We start from the raw sequence: 23,354 nt of genomic DNA, 5'->3' as shown, positions 1-23,354 counted from the left end.
ACCACAATGTCTTATAAATTCACATTGGTAGCGCTAGCCATTTTCCTATCCAATGGCTTCTCAGATGGAACTCACCATCTAAAAGTAACTGAGGTTTAGAGCCCAGGTACTCTTTGGAGAATTTTTCGAGTTACCAGCATCTCGAATTGAGAACGGATAGCCCTTGCCGCAACTTGGTTAGCAATCAACACACCGGCTTCAATATTGCGTTGATGAGCAGCTTCTGTAAAATTAGCTGACGTAATTAGCACTCGCTCTTCATCCACTACAACACATTTAGCGTGTAAACAGGCATTGGAATTACTAGATAGCTCCAGAGATCGCGGATCATGAAATACCTCTGGCAATCGTTGCCCTGCCCAAACATTTTTACGAAAGTTTTCTGAAAATTCTCGTAGTAAGTTTTGGGTTGGTGTCTGACTGTTGTAAGGACGCTTAATGTTGAGGAACATGCGGACGCTTAACTTTGGGTTTGCATCCATGCGATTGGCAAGAGGTTGAAAGAGCTGATGCCCTTTAGTGCCCTGATCGATAGCGAAACTAGAAATTAACACGCTATGGCGGGCACTACTAAACAGTTCTCGCACAACCACAGCAGTATCTCGACTCTCGGTTCCAGGAACTTCTGGTCCTGTCCAGACTAAATCGACTTGTTCCTGCTTCTGGTGGGCGATCGCCCGCTCCTGTGCCAGTAACTTCAGCATGTACGCCATGTGAGCGGAACTCATTCCCTGTTGCCGTAGCTGATTTAGTTCAGCGGCGATTACCACTGTCAATTGCTCTGGCACATAGCTTGCCAAAGCAAACGGGTAAATCGGGAAGCTGAACCTCTCGGTCTCCAGAGCGGTAGCCAGGGCAGTCAGGGCAGGACGGCTCAAACTCATTAACGGAGACATCATTGGACGGTATCTGGGAAGAATTCTGCTCCCAGTCCTGCTACGGTGTTCACAACCAGTGCCCGATCCAGCATTTCATTACGGCGTTCGCAGGAGGTTTCAGCAATGAGTAAGCAACCGTGACAGGCTGCTCCGTGCTGGAAACGATCCTCCTGTTCGTCATCTGGTTGATGCTGGGCGCATACTGGATCATTTGAGCAGAGCCGTCCGTACTCTAAGGCTCTGCCAAGGTGTTCTTCGATTCGCCTGCCGACCTCGACCAATCCACCTAGTGTTCCCTCTGATCCTGAAGTGCCTGTATGGAGAAGAATGCCATAGCCGATCTCATCAAAGGCATAAATCCGCTCACGGATGGCGCTAGAGGCATAGCCGCAATCGAGGGACACAGCGGTGATGAGCAGGTGGGAAAGGGAATGCAGCATGATGTAAGCCGCACCGGGAAATTTTGCCTTATCGCGAGGGATGCCCCTCGTGTCTAGCCATTTGTAAAATCCCTGCTCAAGGTGCTGTTCCCTCGCTTTGACTTCTGGGCGGTTTAACCACTGATGGATTGCTTCCTTCTGAATACTAATGAAAACCCCTTCGCCCAAATTCTCGATCGCAGGCACCCACTTGGGTTCGAAGTCTAGATTTGCCCTACGAATATTGATTGCCAAATCATCAATCTCACCCTCAATATTCGGCATGGCAGCCTCAAAGCGGGTAAAGCCAATCAGTGCTACGACCTCCCGTAAGCGATGCACAAGCACAACCCGATCAATGGACGATCGCCATTTCGCATCTAGCGTATCTAAACGACGAGCGTACCCCTGAAAATCCTTGTCTGCCGTTGGAACTTCTTTGCCCATTTCTTCAGGGCAGGAGAGTAGTGCCTCCAGTTCTACCTGCTTAATACTCTTGTCTGGAATGGCTACCCCACTTTTACGCCGCTTCACCTCTGTCCAAACGACATCTGCCCCCAAATTTGCCAGTTCAGCAAACTTCGGTTTCTTGAGTTCTTTTTGAATATCTGCCAGATCTTCGGCAAACTGCAAATCATCTTCATAAAAGCGATCGACTGCCTTCTTCAGCTCAGCCGCCTGATCAGGCATGGAGATGACACTAAGGATTTGGGTGAAGTAGGCATTGCTAGCAGAGCGCACGAGCAAGCGATTGTATTCAGGTTGCCCTGTTTCAATAATGTCACCATTGCTATTAATTTTGTGTCCAACGCAAGGCTCTTGACCACGGGGACCTAACCAAGGGCGATGCCCCTGGCACTTACCTAGTACTTTGGAATCTTTGAGTTTGGCTTCAGAAAGAGGACGCTGCTTGCCACATTCACAACGCACAAAAATCTCTTCAAAATCATTTCCAGATCCACCCTCATCTAACCAAAGTGGTTTGCGGCAGGTGGTATCAAAATCATTATGGGCAAAGGCGTACCAGTCAATATCGCTGAGATGACCATTGGTACAAGCCTGGACGAAGCGGACAGGGACTGCTTGAGTTGTTTTGCCTTCATGCTTAAACCCACTTTTGACCGCACTCCAGGTCACAAGCGGTCGAGTTCGGTAGACTTTGCCATTCTTTTCATAGGTTTCGTCCACCTGTCCTAGAAACCAAGTAGGGAAGACAAAGGCATCAACGCCGCTGATTGCCGCCTTGGGATCGCTAGATTGTTGGGGTGGCGTATAGAGTTGGATTTCTTGAGGGTCGATGTCCAGGCTTTTTGCAACCTTGTAGCGGAGCCGATCCTCCCGAATTGCTTGGCGATCGCCCTTCCAGTATGTCAATCCAGAAATGACGACAGAGCGGGTTGGTAAATCAACCATTGAGCCAGGACCAAAGGTGCTTAGCACTTGGCTTTGCCGCAATTCACCACTAGGTTTAGACTTGCTTTTCTTATCGCTCATTTGCCTTCATCCTCCATATCCAGTCCATAGGGGTCGCGTACCCAAAGATTGACGGTTGCTTCGACATCACGCAAGCTACGGTAAGCCTTGAACTTTTGGCGTTCACGAGGCTCTTTGTCAGCATCGGGGCTGAGTGCATCTAGCAGTAGCGGAGGAGCCAGATCTGCTTCCTTCTGGTATTGCAGCCGCTTATCTCGATTCGCAATTTGTTTCCAGGTGTCAATGAGATCAAGCACCTGTGCTCTAACCTGTTGCCGTAGTTTGCTGGTCGCAGCCGCATCTAAATCTGGGCTGTAACTCTCAGCCCGACAGGCAATCGCCTCAATCACGGCATCGATCGCATCCGGTTTGTTATTGATATTCGAGGCTCCCAGTGCTGGAGTCATTTCTGGAATACCTAAGCGAGTCAGGGCGACAACAACCCCTGCTAACCCTCGATCCAAGGCGCGCGGAGAGAAGGGAGTGACACTGGTTGCCTCGACTGCTCGGTAGAAGCTGTTGTGCCAGCTTTGGAACCGCTCGTAATGGGAGCGATCGCGGGGTCGATGAACATTGAGCAGCGTCACAACTAAACCAGGACGATTGGAATCTCGCCCCACTCGGCTGGTTGCCTGGATATATTCTGCGGCTGTTTTGGGTTGCCCTAGAACAACCATCAAACCTAACCGCACAATATCTAGACCAACGGAAATCATATTGGTGGCAAGTGCCACATCTACCCGCTCTTTTTCGTGAAATGGCAGGGCTAATCGACGCTTGGTATTGGCAACCTTGTTGGTGCTTACCCGGGAGGTGAGTTCTTCAGGCTCGTCGTCAATTTTCCGATTAAGAAATGGTCCCATGAGTTCACCGTGCCGTAGGCGATCGCCATAGTTCGCAAGTTGGGCAACGACCTCATCTTCAACAATTCGGCGGCTTCCTCCCAGTTCACGTAAGGAGTTGAAGTACCCCATCAAGGTCATATAGGGGTCAGCGGGATTCTCCTTGTTCCGTTTGCCTCCCTGTTCCTCATATTGCTTGTATGCTGCTGCCATGAGTGCCAGGTAGGTTCTCAGCAGAACCACTTTCAGGCTGCGTCCTTGAGCGGCAACGCCCAGGTAAAGCCGTCCGGGAACGGTGAAGTCTGTTTTGGCAAAGAAGGAATCGTGCCGATTGGGGCTGGGTGGTGGAAAGATATCGACATGACCCCGACCGAACAGGGCTTGAATTTGATGCTTCGCTCGCCGTACTGTTGCAGTTGAGGCTATGATTTTAGGGCGAATTGGTTTACCCGAATCAGTGCTGGTATGGGAGCAGAGCGTGTCGATCGCTGTTTCGTATAGTCCGACCATCGTACCCAGGGGACCAGAGATGAGGTGTAACTCGTCCTGGATGACTAAATCGGGTGGCGGCAGATAGGTTCCGAGTGGTGTACCGGCGATCGTTGGATCAGCGGCGCTGTAGAAACCTTCACTATCCTGATAGTGGGTGACACGCCCAAACAACGCACCTGTTTGCCCAACCCAGGGAAGGGCGGCGAACTTATCAACTGTGGCGATCATGAAGCAGGGTAAGCGACGGTAGATCGGTTCATCAACTGCCAGGATTGGTAGGGGGTTACGGCTGCGGAAGTCACAGTCTCGACCAAAGTAGTCCCGATTGGTACAGATGACCTTGAGGTTTTTCGGGGCATCTTCTGATGGCTGCAGTTGAAACGATTCGGGCTTGAACTTCTCGCCACACCAGGGACACTTCTCTAGGGGAATGGGAGACGGTTTGCCTTTACTATCTCGCTTGAAGGCAAGGGTGCGCTCACGGGCAGAGTATTCGTCCTTGTCGCCTCGTTTACCAAGTTTATTGGGGGTTGCGCCCTGTCCGACCCAAAGACCAATCTCGAAGGGCCACTGACCTAACTTCGTGGGGTCTTTTTGCCGCTCTAGTTCTAGCGCACAAATCAGACGAGCAGCCCGCTCTAGCTGGTCAAGGGTGAGCAATCGCAGGGTATAGCGCATAAGAACGCTCATTCCGGCTGAATGGATACCCGGATGCTTGAGACGGCGCAGCACCAGCGTAAAGGCAGCAAGCCCCAAATAGGCTTCCGTTTTACCACCACCCGTTGGGAAAAAGAGCAGGTCAACAATGCCTCGGTCAAAACAGTCGGGCTGAGCAATACTGACCAGGTTTAGCAGAATAAAGGCTAGCTGGAACGGTCGCCATGCGGGAGGTTTGAAGCTCTCTGGGGATTGGTTCAACTCCTGGCTGAGTTGACGACGACGAGCGATCGCCACGGCTCGATTGGCCATCCGAAATGCTTCTAACACCTGTGGGTCTGCCAGTGAGTCGATACCCGATTCAATGCGATCGCAGGCACGACGGGCATCGTTTAACAGGGCTTGAGCAACATTGTTTGCCTGGGGTGGATCAATCGGGGTGTTGTATTGAGCGGTAATCCAGGTGCGGTATTCTGCCACCATTGGGCTGAGCATTTGGCGGATTACGTCTACGTTTTCGGCAGCAGCTAACTCCTCCATCCCAAGTTGAACCATCGGCAGCGGGGCCGCTTCGACCTTGGGGACTTCTGCGATCGGAATCCAGGTGGTACAGACTTCGGTGCAGTGATGCGGTTCGGAGGAGTGGGCGATGACGGAGACGTTATGCCCAACGGCAAATTCATACTCATGACGATATTGGAGACTAGCGATCGCCTCATCTGGGTCTTTGCTGTCTAGACCGCGCAGGTCTGAGCGGGGCACAAATCCCTCCAGGCACTGCACAATCAGGCAGGTTTGAAAGGCAAAGGACGCATCCTTCTCGCTGAAGTGCATCTGCCGATAGTTCACGAGAAAGATAGAGACGGAAAGCGTTCCTGCCTCAAAGCGATGGTCAATCACTGGGCGACAGTTGACGACTAAGGTGAGACCACTACCGCCGGGAATTTCAATTTCAAACGAATCTTTGGCAGATTGAATTGGAACGATGAGTGAAGCAGATTGGGGAATGCGTTGCCATCCACCTGGTTTGCGCTTCTTTTTGTCAACCGGTTCCTCAGCTTCAAGATTCTGTCTTTCCAGCTCAATGGGTTTGTAATCTGCCCAGTGAACTGTCGTTGGCAGTTCTTTTGTCTGTTGGGAGATGAGGAAACTCATTCCCATTGAGGAGGGAAATAGTGCTTTTCGGGCGGGCGTTACTTCAGGAGACTGGCTATCTTCGCTCGTTGCGCCATCCCCTAGCTCTTGCGGCTCAACATTCCCTTCATCGTCGGAGCGATCGTCGGGTTTTGCGCCAAAGGGAGCTAGGAAACCCGTGAGATACCACTTAGAGGGTGCTTGGGTTAGCACTTCCTCTGCATGTTCTGTATCATCAGGTTTCGGACCAACCAGGTCGATTTGTAGGGCATTAACTAGAGTGGAGCGAATGTCGGCGGCAGTTGTGGGCACAGGAGCAACCTTATTATGGGGCAGGCTAATGCGGTAGATGTCGTCTCAACAAAGCTGAAGGTGAGGTAAGAGAAGATGCGCGGGAGTGTCGCTCATCGTTTGCCTGCCAACATTTGAGCGGCAGTTAGCTTCAGATCTGGGAAAAGGGGCGACTGTATCACGTCTTCGCCCTGAAATTCGGTTAAATCGTAGAACTCGTGATCGAGAAGGCAAATAGTGACTTTCGATTCCAGCGGATCGACGATCCAGTATTCGGGGATTTCTAGGAGTCCATATTCCGATCGTTTGGAGCGATAGTCATCGGGTTGGGTCGAAGGGCTAACGACTTCAACCACCAGTAGGGGTGGCGGCTCATTGAAGTCAATCACGGCTTCTCGGTTTTCCATTGCTTCCCACTGCACCAAGGGCAGAACGGTCACGTCGGGAATCCGGGAGGTATCCCAGCGTCTACCCCGTGGGGAGCGAACGCCTACCAAAGCAGGTAATGCCACCCAGGGTTGCTCTGTTTGGGTAATGCTGTCTTCAAACTGCCGCGTCAAGAAGCGAATGATGGCTCCATGCTTGCCAGTGCCTAAGCTCATGGGAACGAGTTCTCCATCAACGAGTTCATAGCGGGTGTCGGTGCCGTCACTGTAGGCAAGGTATGCCTCGAAGCTAAGCTTTTGGGTGGTGGTTGTCATAACTGGTTCCTGCTAGGATTCACCTGCGTCTAGTGTATTCCAGGGGCATAGCAAGTAACGTCAGGGTGGGGCTTGAGCGGTTGGTAGATTACTCATCAGGGTATAGCTCATTTCACCAGACGGGCGTTTGCGCCAGATGCAAATGGGTGTCCAGATGACAGTCGCAAAATTGTTTAACTGGTCACGCAACTCTTTGGGGGCAATGCCTCTTTCTCTGGCAGTTTGGATGAGCAGCCGACCCATTTTCAAATTGACTCTACGAATCGCCGTATCCTCATCGTCCTCATCTGATTCAAACAGCAGATCTGTGTAGGTATCAAAGAGATTTGAGAGAGAATCTTCCAGGGTTTTGTCATACCGGAAAAAATCAGCAGTGTGCCAGTAGCTTATGCTATTGGCTTCACGCTGATAACGTTGAAGGTTTTGATCAGTAGGTTCGACTAGATATTGAGGTTGCATGACCAGGCTTATTGGGGGTAAAAGGAGCCTTATTGACTAGACATTTAACAGTTGCTAATCGACGATCGCGGGCGGAGGCACGAAGGTGGGTTCATCCAATCGCCAGAGTTGTTTTAATCGACCTACGAGTTCAGTCTGTCGCTGTTCAATCACAGCAGGAGTCCACTCTGTTGTGTTTAACACCTGGGTAGTGATGGCGAAGGGAGACACGCCATGGTTGCCCGTGAAGTACTTACGCTTTTTAGTATCAAAGTCAAAGTTTTGGGCACTACTATTTTTGTAGCCTGACAGCAGCGCCAGGTTTCCCAAGCGATGGACGTAATGTTGACGGGTATCGGTGTCGGGGAACCACTCTAGCCACTGGCTGCCAGAGGGTGGATTTTGGGGAAGAATATGCTCGACAGTGATACGGGGCAAGGTGTACACGGCTTCACCACCTGAGAGATGGGTGTCGAGGCGCAGCAATACATAGAGACGAATTTTAGTTTCCAGGTAGAGTGGGCCATTCAGCCGTTGCACAATGGCTGCGCATTCCTCAGCCGTAAGATTTAAGGGTGAGTCTGGCTGGGTGATGTCCAAATCTGTCTCAATCCAGGTGAGGAGATCACTGTAGCGCTTCATGCGCTCGTTGATGTCAGCCCGTTGAATCATGAGACCGGCGGCTAGGCGATCGAGATCTTTGAAAAACGTCAGCAGTTGTTCTGGCTGGTGGCGGTATTTAGACAAGTAGGCGATCGCAGGCGGTAACCAGTCAGCATTATCGATGCGATTCAAGTATTTGAAGTAAGTGTTAATGGCTTCGGCGTACTGATGGCTTTCGTAGCAGCAATCTTGAATATCAGCATAGGCTTGCGCGGCTGGGCATAGCACCTCATCAATGAAGTGGGTGGGGTTTTCGCTGGGCTTAATATGTTCCCGTACTTCTTTGAGGACTGAATCCTTTTGCTTGGCTTTGCGGTAGATCATCCGAATATGGGAGAACAAGGTTTGAAAGGTATTGCGTCCCAACTTGACTTCGATGTCTTCCCACCGCCGATTGTACTGCTCTTGCTGATCTAGGGGAATTTTGCCAATAATTTCGGATTTAAGAATGTCAGTATGAGACAGGTCTAAGCCGCGATCGTTGAGGACTGAGAAGATCCGGTAGGCTGAGTCCATATCAGGGGTGGAAACAACAACTAGCAGGCAGCCTGTAATCACGAATTGGGTTAACCGGATGCACTGATGCTCTGGCAGTTGCTTTAAGCGCTTGAGTAAATGCAGGGCATTATCGCGGATGCGAGCCTGACTATCGGGGAGAATGGCATCCTTCAGGTTGGCTAATTTGCTAAGCCCCCCCTCATCCTGGATGTGCTCACGAAAAAATTGGGCATCTCGATCTCGCAGAGTCAGCCGATAGCGGTTTGGGGTTGCTCTAATAACATTGCCTTTCTCATACAGATAAGCAGTCAATGCCTTGGCCACTTCTTCTGGAACAGTTTCTCGCAAAACGGACAGGAGAATGGTGAGAGTTGTCAGGCGCTGCTGTCCATCGACGACTTCGGCTTTCGTAGAATCATCTGACTTGATAAGGACAATACTGCCCAAGAAGTAAGGGCTGAGTTCTCCGACAGAAGTGTTGTTGTCTCCCAGAAAATCCAGCAAGTCATCAAGTAGAGCTTCTGCCTGTTCAATTTCCCAGGCGTAGGGGCGCTGATATAAGGGAATTGAGAAAACAAAGTCATCGCAGAAGATTTTCTCGATCGGATACTCAGCACCGTGGATTTTAGTTGGCATAGGTTAGTTTCTACACGTAGGGAGGTAAGGAAGCATGAAATGGCTTGAATTTGAATCTATCTTTCAGTCGCAACTAGAGCTGTACCGTAGAAATTTATTTTCTCTACCCGCAGCTCAGTTCTCTGCTTCGTTTATCCATACCGAGGATGTAAACCCTTGATCAAGTCCATCTGAAGGGACGCAATCGCATCCATAATTCCATTCCCTTCTTGATTTTCTTGGATGGAATCTCTAAGGGCAGTGATGTAGCGGATTAAGTCTTGTCTGAGCAGAGGACGATCGTGCTCAACGTTTTGGCGATAGCTCCAAACATCCCAGGCAATCAACCCAATGCCTAACGCTGGATCGACAAGAGTTGACCCCCACTTGGCTACGATTGCAGCTCCTCCTTTGACTAAAAGCTTAGAGCTTGATTTCGCAACTAAAGAGGTAACAACTTTGGTACCTGCACTGGCAGCAGTTACAGCAAGTACTTTAGTAGTGAGATTGCCAGCTAGAGCACTGCCTGATAGACCTAGGCTATTCGTTCCAGTGTTTGCAACAATTTGGGAGAGGTTATCTAAATGACGTTCCCACTCCTGATCAGCAACGTGATAACGACTTTTGACGCTAGCAAATTTCATACCAACCGCTGAAGCATAATTTTTGGCAGTGCGTTCAACAACGTCTTTTAGGTCAGACATTGCGTCTTGATTCAATACGGCTTCAGCAAATTTGCGATTGATGTCTGCCTCCATACGCCTTTTGATAATCTGATCAGCATTCAGATTCTCTACCCTCTCTTCCTCGGTTTGAAGAATTTTAAGTTGAGAATCTAACTTGAATGCCATCCACGCAAAGGGCACACCAAATTCAGTAGCTTTCTGGTGCAAAAAGTTGAAGTACCAATCCAAAAAGGGATGATCAACTTGGGTAATTAGTTTCTGTTCCCAGCGATCTAACTCCCCAGTGACAAATTCTTCAGTGTTTTGGCTAACTTCATTCAAGGCATTAACAAGCTGTCGGTCAATCTCTGACCAGTCATAGTCTATGTTGGTAGTTTCGGCAGCTTGTGCAGAGGTCGATGGAGAAATGTCATCAGCAAATGCACCTAAGGATGGTAGCAGGGTTAGCCAGAGCCAGGTGGCTAATAGCAGAACTCCCACAACTCGTTTTGAAATATCAATGAATCTCATACTATTTCGCTCTAGCTAACTCCATCCAAAGATGCTTGGGTATCTTTCACGATTTGGATTGACCGCAGGATCTCTGCGTCAATTCTGTCGGTGATAGTCATGATTCCATTTGTTGGGTTTTCTAGAACAGATCCTTTAATTTCAGCGATGTAGTCAATCAAGTTTTTGCGGAGAATTGGCTTCTCAATATTGGCAGTGTGGTTGGTATCCCAGACATCCCACAGGATAATGCCAACACCGACGGTGGCATCTAGAAACGTTCCTCCCAGTTTTGCAGCTAGTGTTCCCCCTGTTTTAGCAGCAAGTTTGGCACCAACTTTAGTTGCCATTTTGCCAGCCACGGCAGTCCCAACTTTGGGCAGAAGAGGCACGATGAGCGGCTTAAGAGCGGCATAAGCACCAACTGCGGTGATTTGCTTGAGCGGTAACGTAATTAGCTTACCTTCCACACCAGGTATGGCAATTGAAATATCCTGTAGGTAACGGTTCCACTCAGCAGCAGAAATACCACTTTCAACTGGGATTTGATTGAATTCCTGCCCCAGTTCGCGAATATACGTTTTAGCCGTTTTTAGGGTAATGTTTTGCAGTTGAAATTCGGAGATCTGAGGCACAAGAACCCGTTTGGCAAATTCTTCCTGAAACTCTCTTGTGATTTCTTCAGCGATCTTTTCTTGGGGAGAAAGCTTACTGGGGTCTAACCATTGCTGAAATTTTCCAGTAATGCCTGTGAAGAAACTGTCGTACTGAAGTTGCTTCTGATGGAAGTAGCCAAAATACCAGTCGAGAAAGCTCTCGTCTAAACGTTGAGTCAACCCGTCAGACCATTGCTCTAGCTCTTTGCGGGCAAACGCTTCTGTTTTAGCATGGGCGATTCGCATCTTATCTTTAGCCAATTGCTCGAACCGGCTCCAATCTTGTACAGGCAGTGAAGATGGAACCGTAGGAGTTTGGATAGTGGAGGTAGGGGTAGCAGCAGTCTGAACGATCGCTGGTGGATCTATATCATCAGAAAGTGATCGCACCATAAACCACTGACCAATCATGGGAATGATCACAACGACCAAAACGGTAGCCCAAATCAATGGAGCAATGCGCTTAGAAATCCTTAAAAGCTTGCCTAAAGCGCCTGCTGTTTTCGGCTCCGAACTATTCTCTTTATCCTTATGAACTGAAGACTGTTCCAGCAGCTCATTGAGTGACGTAAAAAAGGTTGGCTTCGGCTCATCCGAAAACCGATCAGTATGCCAGAGGCAGAATGGAGTTTGAGCAACTTTGGAATAATTACTGAGCTGTTGTCTGAGAGCTTCGATTGAGATGCTCATTTCCGTTGCAACATCTAGAATTTGGCGTTCGATCGTCCCCTCATCACTTGCCAGGAGATTTGTGAACTGAGCTGTATACTGCTCATCATATGGAAAGAAATCGATTGTCTTCCAGTAGGTCACACCACGTTGCTGATGTTGGTAACGCTCAAGATTTTCTGATGTTGGTTGAATGGTAATAGAGGCAATCATCTGTAATTCTCTTTAGTTGGCATGGTAAATGCATACCTGCATTGAACATGAGCAGATATTTATATTCAGAGAAAATTCTCAATCAAGTAATCAAGAATCATCCGAAGCAAAGTTGAGTCAAGTGAGCTAGCAAGATTAGTTAGCCTGCATAGATTAGAGACAGATAGACTTAGGCAAATGGATAGCTAACAGATTGAACACATAGAGTGAAGAAGTTATCCCTATTTAAAGTGCCCCAGTTGTTAACGATAGAAACAACATGAATATGGATTTGGCACGATCGCGGCTATTTCCACAACTGTGGTAACGGATAATCGCTGAACAATTAAGTTTCTGTTGCAAATTCTTCGGGGTCGATGTCGTGGTTGATCCAGCGGGCGGCTTCCCGTGCAGATTGCATTTCGGGTGGTACTCGGATGGTGTGAATATGCCCGGTTGAAGGGCAGGTCATTTGCAGAAAATGAATGGGTACTTGTTCTTCAAGGGGCATAGGTTTACGATCGCGGTGCCAATACCATCGTCGTAGAGCAAGCCACTCTTCGGGGCTGAGGTCTGGTCGAGCATCGCGTGTCATCATCGCTGGCAATGATAGCCGTCGCCGTTCAACAAAGCCGGTATCGGTGGGGATTTGCACCAGGGTGTACTCACGCCAGGAATCTAAGGCAATGGCATTGAGTTCATCACAAATGCGAGTGAAGCCGATCACTTGAATCAGGACACGTCGTAGTTCCGCATTGCGTTGATCCAGGATCCATTCGGACTTCCACTCCGATGGCGGGAGTTGCCCATAGTGTTCGGGGAGATGGACTCCGTGGTAAGCATAAACGCTTAACCCATCAGCGAACGAGATGGCAGGCTTGGCTTCAGCGTGAGGTCGATACTGAGGATCAAACAACAGTTCTGTAGGGCGATTACAAACAAGTACAGCTTTTTCAAATGGGTACAACCAACCGCATTCACAGACAATGTTTTGAAAGGTTGCCCACAGTTGCATATTGCAGGAGACACCCAGGACTGAAATACAAAAGTCGGTGAAGGCGGCGAAACTTGCCCACGCCTCTGGTTTAATCACCTGACCTCGGCGTAAATTACCTAATGGGGTTTCCAGTTCTCTCAACCATCCACTCCAGACGGCAATGGTCAAGTGTGGAACCAGGGTTGACCCAAATCTGTCCGTTCTAAAGTCATAGGTTTGCGCTAGATCTGTCCAACCAGCATCAAATAGCCCGTTTTTGAGTGATTCTTCTAGCTCTCCTTTGAGATCGAACCAACGCGCTAACCCTAGTTCATGGGCAATTTTTGCCTCTGAATAGCGGCGCAGACAAGTGCTGGTGTCTTGAGGGCTTTGATAGAACAGTACCGTTGGGCTGTCTAAATTCTTGAGTTGATAAAGAGCATGTACAGCGTCAGTCACTTTTTGGGGGTCGATCGCCGTTGTTGAGTGGGCAATAGCTCGCCATTTTTCTTGATAAATCGGCAGCAGCGCTTCTTGGTCAGCCGTCATTGTTTTAGTCGATGACATCGCGCCAGACCTCCTCTAAGCTGAGGTTCCGTTGCAGGTCGGGATCGTATTCCCGTTGAATTCGGATCATCCAGTCGCCCTGGGGAATTGGAATCGCTTGATGTTCTTCATGGCTGAGGAGAGCAGTCTCTGAGAGAACTCGGAGATAGAGGATACCATTTTCTTCATATAGCTCAGCGTTACCTTCACTGATCCGATGGCGGTGCCCAGTGGCTTCTCCTTCGGCGAGGGTGAGGTGGGGGAGTTTCCGGTTTGTTTGCTGCGCTTGGAGTCGGTCAGGCAGGGGAGTAAGAATCACATCTCCCTGGCGGATTGGTTTGTACATGGGGTTTCTCCTGTGATCAAAGGATAGAGTTAAAACAGATCGAGTTGTTCTTGGTCAGGAGGAATCAGGTCGAGTTGTTTTTGGGTAGAGGGAAAGGTGGCATCAGGGGTAATGGGTTTGGCGGGTTCTTTGCGGCGTTTGGATTTGCCGCCTAATTTTTCTGCTTCTGCCCGCTCTTGGTTGAGTTTTAGCAAACGAGCGAGAACTTCATCGTGGACTTCTTCGGGCCAGCGGTAGCGCCAGGGTTTCTTGCGTTTGCGCCCCTCACCCCCTGCCCCTCTCCCACTAGGGGCGAGGGGAGAATCGTCTTCGTCTTCGTAGTCGAGCAGGAATTCGCAGTCGGTGGGGATGTCTGTCCAACCGTAGGCATCAAGGACGGCGCGATCCATTTGGGCATGGAGCTCGCGCAGTTTGAGGATGTCGGGGTTGGTTTCATCAGGATCGTGAAAGCGGTTGTAGGCGGTGGTGAGTCCTTCGTTGTAGCGGATCATAAGATCGGCGCGGAACTCGTAGTAGGTTTTGCCTGCGGCTTCGAGGGTGGGGTTGGTTTCCCAGTCAGGGGGAAAGGGAAAAGTTTCAAAACAATCAGAGGGAAAGTAAGTTAAGCGTTCTTCATGTGTTGTTGTAAAAAATCGAGTCCAAATTTCATGCACTTGAGACTGCATGACACAAAAAAATTCAAAACTCGCATTTGGAAAGATAACTAATCTCTCTGAATAAACTGCTCCAGAAGGAAGAATGGCGAAAGCAAAATGTTGGGTAACACGGGAAATAACTAACACCCGATCGCACTGAGCGATCGCTTTAAATAAAGCAGGTGTATACCTTCCCCATAACCACCATCTTGTTTTACGTCGCAGGGCATCACCGTTATTACCTAGTTCTTGACGGGATGGCTTAACCTTTTCTTCAACGATCGCCATCAAGTCAGGATATTGGCGTGCTTCATCTTCTTTCATATCGCCAAAATTGATTACATAGCGATGATGCGAATGAGTTGGGCTGCTGTTCACTTCCTCACCGCCGATGTAGGGAAAAATTCGTTCTGTATTGCGGGGATGTTTTTCGATTAAGCGGTGCATTTCGGCAATGGGTGTTGCATCCGGGTTAGAGTCATCAAACGTAAACCCCATGCCTAATACATAGCTGCCCACAAAACTCTTGTTAGCATTTGCTAGCAACACGGCAGGGTCATCATTTCCGCCTTTAGCAAACAAAAATGCCGTAATTTTTTCAACAGGTTTGCCATCTAGAATAATGGGAGGTTTATAACTCATCATTTGGCTCCTCATATTCCACGATCGCGGCAATGGCAAACACAATTTCTTGTAAGTCAGCGGTCGATAAAGTTCCTACTTTGCGAACGAAACGTTTGGTATCTACACTTCGCAACTGCAACACATCTGCCGCTGATGTTTTTGTTAATCCATTTGTTTGGGTCGGTTCAATGCAAACGTGCCAGAGGTTAGAAGCAAAATAAGGTTTCCAATCTGTAACGGGAACAACCAGCTTGAGCGGCAGCTTGCCAACCACATCAGAACTGACCACAACAGCAGGGCGAGTCTTTTGAATTTCTGCTCCGATCGTTGGATCAAGATTGACTAACCAAACTTCTCCACGCTTAGGACTCGTCATAGGTTGCCTCAACGTCCAAATTTACCCACTCTTGCCATGCTGTATCTTGCTCATAATGCTCTGACATGGCTGCGGCTTGTGTCGCCAGAATGCGCTGACGTTCTGCCATTGGCAATTTCATAAAAGCACGGCGATCAAGCCCCTCAGTTGCGGATAGGTTTTCTCCAACCGATACACACCCAATGAATCCGCTCTCTTTAAATTTCTCATAGGGATTGCCCTCAGCGTTTGCCTTTGATTGATCGACCTGCGGATATCGCTTTTTCAGGATTTCAATAAAATCCATCAGCAATAGTTGAGCCTCTTCTGGCAAAGCTTGAATATCTTGTTGCATCTGTTCCAGGCTAGACATTATGAATCACCTCCAGCGATCGCTTTCTCGCGGGTAACTGTCCCGATCTTCATGATATGCACTAAACTGACAACCACCGCCGCTAATCCGGGCCACTTATAACGGCGAGTGGCGTTGTAAATCATGCCGCCATTGTTGCAAATAAACCGGAGTCCCGTACTGCGGGTGTCTCCCTGGGCAATGGTGTTAGTCGCAATGAGTCCCATGGTGCCGCCAAACCGGAGCAAAGTGTGCGATCGCCTAAAGAAGTGCGCCACCAGATCCGCATTGCCATGAGATTCGGGATGCACGATTTTCAACCAATCCAGATATCCTTCAGGGTGGGCGTTAATCGTTGTATTTTTTCCCGCAAAAGGTGGATTTCCAATAATTGCATCAAACCCCGGATTCTCTCGCTCAAACACTTCAGGAAACTCTAATTCCCAGTTAAACGGCTGTATTGCCTTCGCTCCCGTTGTTAGCTTGGCAACGACCGATTGAATCTCTGACTCATTGACCAATCCCTTTTCATAACCAATCAACTTACCGCCAAATTCCTCACGATATTTCTGCCGTTGTTTGGCATTGTCACCCGCAAAGAAAGAGGCGATTGCGACTTTTGCCGTTAAGCGAGCAGGTTCTAAGGTGCGTTCCACATCTTGCAATAACGCCTGTTTGGTTTCTGCATCCCCATCCGATCGCGTATCCGACGTTTGAATCTGCTGCCGAAACGCCAGTGCCTTGGTTGCCGACTGCTTCATCAACCGCTTGTGGTCTTCAAAAAACGTGGGCTCATAGGCGGCACTCGCCCCAAAGCTACCAATCTCCGCTCTAGTCAGCCCCACCAACGAGTCACCACACTTGAGCGCATGATCCAAAAACGTAAACGGTAAATCTTTTGCCAGCGTCACCAACCACAGCGACAACCGCGCCAGGTTCACCGCAAACGGGTTCTTATCCACCCCATACAAGCACCGCTGCGCCACCAATCGCCGCGCCACCACCACATCCTCCACCATCTCCGGCAGATCCGCAGGCTTCCCGTGATAATTCCAGGCTTCCACCAGCTTGTCTGCCAACTGCCGACAGGCTTCCACCAAAAACGCCGCCGAACCCATCGCCAGATCGCACACCTTCAGATCTAACAACTGCTCTGGTGTGGGATGCTCCCCTAAATTCTTCAGCACAGGCTCCAGCGTCTTCTCCACGATCGGCTGCGTCAACTTCCGAGGCGTGTAGTGCGACCCCGATCGCCGCCGTTCCTCTCCCGGTTGCAAAAACAGACTTCCTGCCGCTAACAAGTTTGGGGTTCGCGGTGAAACCCGCCGACCAATGGCAGCGGCAATGTCCTCAGCGGTTTTTGCCTCTTTCAGTTCCTTCAGGGCTGCCCCTTTCAGTTCACACTCTGCCGCTTTGAGAAAATTGACGCGGTCTGCTGGCTTTGCCGCCAAAAGCTTGTCTACATCCACCACCACATCTTTTGGACGAACGGCGATCGATCGTCCGTGGGCAATCTCCACCTCATAGCCCATGATTGCCTCATAGACTGAGCCAATCTGCTCAACGTCGAGGGCACGATAAGACAACCGCTCTCCATCTAGCACCAGCAGCTTATCCAGCATCCGGTAAATCACCCCATCTGAGATGCGAGGGGCTGCAATTCTGCCGAATGTGGCAAAGTGAGAAGCGATCGGGCGACCTTCCAAAAACGGATACTCATCGGGGTCAAATAACTGCCCATGTCGCGCCGGAAGATACTCTTCAGTGGGTCCACCTCCGTCATACACCAGCCGAAACAGACTTAACAGCGTTGCCCACGCTCCATACCGCTGATCCATCGTGTCTGGGTAGTTGCCTGCATCCTCCCGCAGCTTCTCATACAGCCCCGACACCGCGTAGTTGCGCTGATACACCTCATCATCCGGCATCAGCCCTTCATCTTCGGCATATAGCAGGAACACCAGCCGCATCAAAGTAGCGATCAGTCCCCCATAGATATGCTGTGGGTCAGTTTCAGCTAACTCTCTGAGGATCTTTCCATTCACTGCCGCATCCGCCGCCTGAAATCCCCGCAACAGTTCCCACAGTGCGTCTAAAACCTGACCCGACAGCTTCGTTGAAACCTCTGCTTGATAATTCCGGCTATCCTCCAGCAACCGATTCAACCGTTGATTCTCCGGCACATTAAACAGCCGATCTTCCCCCAGCAGCAGATCGAGCGCACCCAAAATCAACCGACCCGGAACCTCCGTCATTGCCTGGATGGGAAAGGTCAGATGTCCAGAAGACTCACCCTTGGGCGCGTAGACCAACCGAAGTTCTGTTCCATTCACGAGTAGCCCAGCATTAACCCCTGTCTCCCGCAGCAACCGCTCAAACTTTGCCTGAATGCTAGCTTGCCAACCATGCCCAGCCACCGATGCCGGATCATCCTCATCAAACGGCAACCCCGGTGCAACCTCCTGAATCAACAGCACCCACTGATCGCTGTCAGGATCACGAACCGCATAGGTCGGCTTCAATACTTCCCCATAACTGGGCAACGACACCGATAACTCTTCTGGCAAGTCATTTGGATTGGATGTGCCGATGAGGTCGCGATCGCGCCACCCTAAAACCTTCTGCGTAAACGCTGGGAAGTTCTCAATCCAGGCGATCTTGTCATCCTTGTGGCGCGGAATGGGTTCCGTCGAAATGACCGCTTGCAACCGATCCTGTAAATCAACCAGTTTGCCGCGATCGATTACCGCCTGGGCTTTCACCAGGGCTGGCGGTGAAACGACCAGTCCAACGGGTTGAAGCAACCCAAGCCATTCTTTGTGTCTGAGGATATCGAGATCGGTTGCCATAATTCCCCTCCTCAACTTGAAACGGGCCAGAGATAAACAACACCAACTGGCTCAATGCGCTCAGCCTTGATCTGGTAGGTCTGCCGAATGCGCTCCGGCTCACTCAGGATTTCCTGCTCCAGTTCAGCGACTCGCTTCTCCCAATGCCGTCGATCGCTGTCAATCTGTCGTCGTTCGTCTGGGTTGAAGAGAGACAACTGCTGGGTTTCATACTGGTTGAACTGCTTGAGAATGCGATCGCGCTGTTCCTCCAGCAACGTCTTCATTTCTGCGGATTCCTTCTCCCCCCGTTGTTCCAACTTGCGTTTCGCACGATCGGTTAGCTCTGTAGCTCGACGCTCCAAGTGAGGCAATAAATCCTCAACGTCTCTTGCCGTGTGAACTTTCAGCTTATCGATTAAGGCATTGGGCACTTCTCTTAATCGGGGATGCGCTAAAGAATCTTCAAGAATCTGTAACACATCCTTCTTCTCCCCTTCACTTAAGGGGCGCAGCTTGCCTCTACCTCTGGCATCTGGGTCAATCCACTCGGCGGCAACCACAACGATTTCATCATGCAAGCGAGCGGCGCGATCGCCATACAGCGACAACCTTCCGAGAATCAGCACCCGTGGAATTGGGTCATCCGTGCGGCAAACACAGGCACGGGTCAACTCATCATGCAAAAATCCCTGGGAAAGAAATCGACCCAAAAGCCGTTGTACAATCCGATGTTCCAAATGCAGATGCACGACCTGCCCATCCAGCGAACCCGGATCTCGAAAGACCACGGGACGAATCGGTGCTTCTTTCCGCCAATCCCATAGCTTTTGGGTTTTCTGCCGGGGTGCTCGAAGGGTGTCCAACGTCGTCGCCCAGGTTGGATCAGCCCCTGCTTGTTGGTCGAGGGTTGGCACGATCCACTGACTCCGTTCCTCATCCCCAACGGCTGCCGCTGCATCCAATGGCTTAAGTGGTTCTGCCCCCATCAGCTCTAAAGAGACCGATAGTGTATCTCGAAAATGGCGATCGTCCAGTCCTAGCCACAGTTTGGAGTCCCTGAGCATGGATTCCAGTTCTACTTGCTGCTGGCGCAGTTTGTCCTGCCGTAATCTAATCGCCTCCAACTCCTCAGTAATGGTGCTGGTGCGATCAGTGGAGTCTGAATTCGATTGATCTGAGGTGGCGATCGCCTCTGTCAGCTTCTGGATCTCCGCCTTACGAATTCCGTTATCCAATAGCTTCGAGACGTTCTTCTCCACTACAGGAGACAAACTTCCCAGTTCCTCTTGGATTTGCCTGGTCTTTTTCACCAAAATATCCAACACCCTGTCTTCCACCCGCTGCGCCAGCACAAAATAGTGGCAACGAACCTCCTCCTCTCGTTGAAGCTTGCGGTCAATGCGCCCATTGCGCTGCTCCATTCGGCTGGGATTCCAGGGCACATCAAAATGGAACAGGTCGGCACAGTGGTTTTGGAGGTTCACCCCCTCTCGGGCCGCATCCGTCGCAATCAGAATCCTGAGGGGATGGCGAGCCGGGTCAGTGTTAAAGGCTTGTTTGATATACTCCCGCTGTTCGTCGCCCATCCCGCCGTGAAAGGTATCAATGCGATCGCGATCGGAGTTAGCAATAATGGCTCCGAGCTGCTGTTCTAGATAGCGTTTGGTGTCGGTATACTCAGTGAAGATTAAAACCCGTCGATTGAGCCAGGTTGCTCCTGGTTTACCTAGATCGGGACAGAGATGCTGCCGTATCCAGTCCTCCAGCTTTTTCACCTTGCTATCGCGTTCATGTCTTGCCTGCTCTGCAAGTTGGGTCATTTCCTCCAGCAGGTCAAGCTCGCGCTGTGAGATAGCGGCACTTGCTACTTGAGTTGCCTTTTCCATCTGAGCGGCTTCTTCCTTCAGCACCTCATCCTCATCCAAATCCGCTCGATCGTCATCATTACCTAGCGATTCTTGCAGCAGAGAGTAGTTCTGCTGGGCAGTGGATTGTTGTTCCGCCTGCCGCTCGATCGCTCGACGATGTACTTTCAATGTGCGAGCAAACGCCTCAATGGATGACAGTAACCGTTTCTGAAGGGAAGTCAGAACTAGCAGGGCGGCTGTTTGTGTGAATTTCGGCGCATCCTTCAACCGCTCCTCCCGACATTGCCGGTACTCCTGAAGCAGTTGGGAGAGCTTCAGTTCAGGAGCATCTTCGGGTAAGTTGTTAACGATGACCGGGATAATCTCGCGTTTTGGGAAATCCGCATTGTTAATTTCCCGCAAGTCCTGCTTGAGTCGCCGCACCATTACGGCATCCAATAGCTTCTTGCTTCGTACAGGTACACCCCGACAAAAACGCTGTGGATCGAGGATTTCGAGCAGTGCCGCAAAACTATTAGAGTGCCCATTGTGGGGCGTGGCGGAGAGAAATAGTTTGTGCTCAAACCGGGGTGCTAAGTCACGCACCGTTCGAGTTAACTGGGAATCGATCGCATAACGAGACGCACTGGCGGGAGCCGCATTGTGGGCCTCATCCAGAATTAGCATCGACCCAGCCGAAAAATCTTGAAGCCAATCCCTCAAAGGAGCCGCGTATGTTTCATCTCGCAGCAGTGAATGGGAAATGATAAATCGGGTGTGAGTTTTCCAGGGATTAATGCCATAACCCCGTTCCCGTCGTTTGGAGGCAACAAAGTCGCGATCGTAGATGATGAAGGTCAAACCAAAGCGGCTTTCCATCTCATCTTTCCACTGGCGCACCACTGAGGGAGGGCAGGAAATGACCACTCGCTTAATCTTCTGCCGCATCAGCATCTCGCGTAAGATCAGGCCTGCCTCGATCGTCTTGCCCAAACCTACATCGTCGGCAATAAACAGATTGACTCGCGGCATTCGTAGCGCTTTCCGTAACGGCTCTAGCTGGTACGCCTTCACTTCAATTCCGGCTCGATAGGGAGCCTGGAACAGTTTTGGGTCAGTGGAGGTAACACAGTTCCAGCGCAGCGCATGGAGGTACGCCGAGAAATAGCGGGGATTATCAAACCCTCGGTTTGCAACTGCCTCCCAGGAACTTGCCTCAAGGATTTGAGCATCAATTTCCCGCTCCCAGAAAACCTCCAGGGCATCGCCTTGAGCATCATCCTCCAAGCAGGCTAAACGCACTCTGGTATCACCGACAGGAGAATCGGCAGGAATCACATCTTCAACCAGGTATTGGCGTGAACGAACTCGAATAATTTGCCCAGGTTCGAGAATCGTAGATGTCATCCTTACCCCTTAAATAAACAGTAATCAGACAGTGCTCAGTCCAGATCTCAGCCGAAAACAAGGCATTATTACCCGCTAGAGAGCGATCGCTCCCCAACTAGGTTGCCCACTTTTATTCACAAGCATCTAAAAAATTGCAATATGCCCATGATGGCATTCACAATAGAAGAGTGGCAAGTACAAAGTGTACGTACAAATTAGGAACTTATGGGACGAAAGGGGCAATCCATTACGCTTTCTCTATCAGAGCAGGACAAAGCCCGATTAGAAGCGATCGCCGATGAGCAGGGAATGCGATGGGGCACTCGCCCCAATATTTCCCGCTTGATGGAAGCGATCGCCCGCCAAGAACTGCTGATTAATCGCAACAATAATTGGTCAGATACTCGCATTCGAGCACTGTATCAATCTATCCAATTACTGACAGATGCAGGCCACCCCGAATCGGCTCAAGTAGTTGCCCAACTTCTACTAGAGCGAAGTGAACTATCCATTCCTTTAAGAAGCGAGATTGAGCGCTATCTTGAAATACCGTTAGCTCCCTGGCGATTGGAAATTGACCAATATATTCGCCGCCAAATTCCGTTTCAACTGACGTATCGAGATGCCGTTGATCGTCCCTGGAGTTTCACGATCTGTCACGCTAAGATTACACCCTATGAGCAGCGGCAGTATTTGGAATGCTGGTGTGAAGAAACCGAAGGGAACCGAGACCTACCTGAGTTACAGCATAACTGGACATTACGTTTAGACCGGATTCCTGATGCTGCTCTCAGTTCGGTTCGCAAACGATGGCGACCCCATCTTGATGTCCTTGAGGTCGAGATGCACCTATCTAGAGGATTAGCCTTTGCCTACGAATCCAAACCGGCTGATGTGAGGAATGAATGGTTGAGCGATCGTCATCCACCCGTTCGTCAAATCGTGCGCCGGATCTCGAATACCTTTTGGTTCTTTCGTGAGATCATGCGCTACGGAGAAGACTGCATCATTGTCTCGCCAGAACCGGTGCAGGCAAAATTCAAGCAAAAGCTGCAAGCTATGTGCGAGCAATATAGTTTGAGTGGAGTCAATAACATGTAAAAGCCTAATTTTGGGGATATTGATGCAGCCGCTTTAGCCTGATGCCTTCGACTGAGGCATCGGTAGTCGATATTTGGACTTCACCGATCCGCGATCGCATTGCTGCCATCAATGACTTCGTCGAAGCTGGGTACGAAGTGCATGTCAACTTTGCGCCTGTGATTTACTACCAGGACTGGCTCGCAGACTATCAGCAGTTGTTTGAAGAAATTGATGATACCCTTTTGCCTCCCGCCAAGGAGCAGTTGCAAGCAGAAGTGATTCTCCTGACCCACAACGATCGCCTGCACGAGGTTAATTTAGGCTGGCATCCTCAGGCCAAAGGCTTGCTGTGGCAGCCCAACTTACAGGAAACCAAGTTGTCTCAAACGGGGGGCAAGAATGTGCGCTACAAGCGGGGTTTGAAAGGAACACTGGTCGATGGGCTCTGTGGGGCATTGGAACAGCAGTTGCCGTACTGCACCATTCGCTACGCCTTTTAGTTCCCATCGTCCCGTGTAGTAGTCCCATAAGGTTCTCAGGTTTGGGGACATCGCAGAGGTCGATCGCCCATTTAACC

At 50.1% G+C, this 23,354-nt stretch carries 17 protein-coding genes; 2 read left to right on the top strand and 15 right to left on the bottom strand.

Going from position 1 to position 23,354, the window contains the following annotated elements; translation table 11 throughout:
- Window positions 1–95: 95 nt before the first annotated feature.
- The 15 genes from drmC to drmD all read right to left on the bottom strand — a co-directional run bounded on the left by drmC (window position 96) and on the right by drmD (window position 21,712).
- Window positions 96–899, bottom strand: a complete 804-nt coding sequence (gene drmC, locus ACN4EK_RS13280; RefSeq protein WP_431658384.1) for a DISARM system phospholipase D-like protein DrmC — start codon at window positions 897–899, stop codon at window positions 96–98.
- The gene (gene drmB, locus ACN4EK_RS13275) at window positions 896–2,791 is read right to left on the bottom strand and encodes a DrmB family protein (RefSeq protein WP_431658383.1); all 1,896 of its coding nucleotides are present in this window, start codon (window positions 2,789–2,791) and stop codon (window positions 896–898) included. Before drmB ends, drmC begins: the two co-directional genes overlap by 4 nt.
- Window positions 2,788–6,207, bottom strand: coding sequence for a DISARM system helicase DrmA (gene drmA, locus ACN4EK_RS13270; RefSeq protein WP_431658382.1), 3,420 nt, complete (start codon window positions 6,205–6,207; stop codon window positions 2,788–2,790). The genes drmB and drmA overlap by 4 nt, the downstream gene beginning before the upstream one ends.
- 92 nt (window positions 6,208–6,299) lie before the next feature.
- Complete coding sequence (locus tag ACN4EK_RS13265) at window positions 6,300–6,887, bottom strand: Uma2 family endonuclease (protein WP_431658380.1); 588 nt, start codon at window positions 6,885–6,887, stop codon at window positions 6,300–6,302.
- Between the two features lie 60 nt (window positions 6,888–6,947).
- The gene (locus ACN4EK_RS13260) at window positions 6,948–7,346 is read right to left on the bottom strand and encodes a hypothetical protein (RefSeq protein ID WP_431658379.1); all 399 of its coding nucleotides are present in this window, start codon (window positions 7,344–7,346) and stop codon (window positions 6,948–6,950) included.
- Between the two features lie 54 nt (window positions 7,347–7,400).
- Window positions 7,401–9,122, bottom strand: a complete 1,722-nt coding sequence (locus tag ACN4EK_RS13255) for a DUF262 domain-containing protein (RefSeq protein ID WP_431658378.1) — start codon at window positions 9,120–9,122, stop codon at window positions 7,401–7,403.
- A gap of 131 nt (window positions 9,123–9,253) precedes the next feature.
- Complete coding sequence (locus ACN4EK_RS13250) at window positions 9,254–10,108, bottom strand: hypothetical protein (RefSeq protein WP_431658377.1); 855 nt, start codon at window positions 10,106–10,108, stop codon at window positions 9,254–9,256.
- Window positions 10,109–10,308: 200 nt separating this feature from the next.
- Window positions 10,309–11,814, bottom strand: coding sequence for a hypothetical protein (locus ACN4EK_RS13245; RefSeq protein WP_431658376.1), 1,506 nt, complete (start codon window positions 11,812–11,814; stop codon window positions 10,309–10,311).
- A 325-nt stretch (window positions 11,815–12,139) separates the two neighbouring features.
- Complete coding sequence (locus tag ACN4EK_RS13240) at window positions 12,140–13,336, bottom strand: DUF6745 domain-containing protein (RefSeq protein ID WP_431658375.1); 1,197 nt, start codon at window positions 13,334–13,336, stop codon at window positions 12,140–12,142.
- Window positions 13,323–13,661: a hypothetical protein gene (locus ACN4EK_RS13235; RefSeq protein ID WP_431658374.1), complete on the bottom strand. Its 339-nt coding sequence runs from the start codon at window positions 13,659–13,661 to the stop codon at window positions 13,323–13,325. The genes ACN4EK_RS13240 and ACN4EK_RS13235 overlap by 14 nt, the downstream gene beginning before the upstream one ends.
- A 29-nt stretch (window positions 13,662–13,690) precedes the next feature.
- Window positions 13,691–14,938 (bottom strand): type IIL restriction-modification enzyme MmeI, encoded by a 1,248-nt coding sequence (locus ACN4EK_RS13230; protein ID WP_431658373.1) that lies wholly within the window; start codon window positions 14,936–14,938, stop codon window positions 13,691–13,693.
- A complete protein-coding gene (locus ACN4EK_RS13225; protein WP_431658372.1) occupies window positions 14,928–15,296 on the bottom strand; it encodes a type II toxin-antitoxin system PemK/MazF family toxin in 369 nt (122 codons plus the stop codon). Before ACN4EK_RS13225 ends, ACN4EK_RS13230 begins: the two co-directional genes overlap by 11 nt.
- A complete protein-coding gene (locus ACN4EK_RS13220) occupies window positions 15,283–15,648 on the bottom strand; it encodes a hypothetical protein (protein WP_431658371.1) in 366 nt (121 codons plus the stop codon). Before ACN4EK_RS13220 ends, ACN4EK_RS13225 begins: the two co-directional genes overlap by 14 nt.
- Entirely contained in the window at window positions 15,648–18,476 is a 2,829-nt protein-coding gene (locus tag ACN4EK_RS13215; RefSeq protein ID WP_431658370.1) for an Eco57I restriction-modification methylase domain-containing protein, read from the bottom strand. The genes ACN4EK_RS13220 and ACN4EK_RS13215 overlap by 1 nt, the downstream gene beginning before the upstream one ends.
- A gap of 11 nt (window positions 18,477–18,487) precedes the next feature.
- On the bottom strand, window positions 18,488–21,712 hold the full coding sequence (gene drmD, locus ACN4EK_RS13210; RefSeq protein ID WP_431658369.1) for a DISARM system SNF2-like helicase DrmD: 3,225 nt from the start codon (window positions 21,710–21,712) through the stop codon (window positions 18,488–18,490).
- 207 nt (window positions 21,713–21,919) lie between these two features.
- On the opposite strand from drmD, the gene ACN4EK_RS13205 reads away from it, so the two are divergent.
- The gene (locus ACN4EK_RS13205; protein WP_431658368.1) at window positions 21,920–22,795 is read left to right on the top strand and encodes a helix-turn-helix transcriptional regulator; all 876 of its coding nucleotides are present in this window, start codon (window positions 21,920–21,922) and stop codon (window positions 22,793–22,795) included.
- Window positions 22,796–22,836: 41 nt separating this feature from the next.
- Window positions 22,837–23,277 (top strand): spore photoproduct lyase family protein, encoded by a 441-nt coding sequence (locus tag ACN4EK_RS13200; protein ID WP_431658367.1) that lies wholly within the window; start codon window positions 22,837–22,839, stop codon window positions 23,275–23,277.
- The last annotated feature ends 77 nt before the right edge of the window (window positions 23,278–23,354 follow it).

This window comes from Pantanalinema rosaneae CENA516 (assembly GCF_050753385.1).
GTDB classification, from domain to species: domain Bacteria; phylum Cyanobacteriota; class Cyanobacteriia; order Leptolyngbyales; family Leptolyngbyaceae; genus Pantanalinema; species Pantanalinema rosaneae.
The sequence above is the reverse complement of the archived record's forward strand: the minus strand, read 5'-3'. Positions and strand labels throughout refer to the sequence as shown.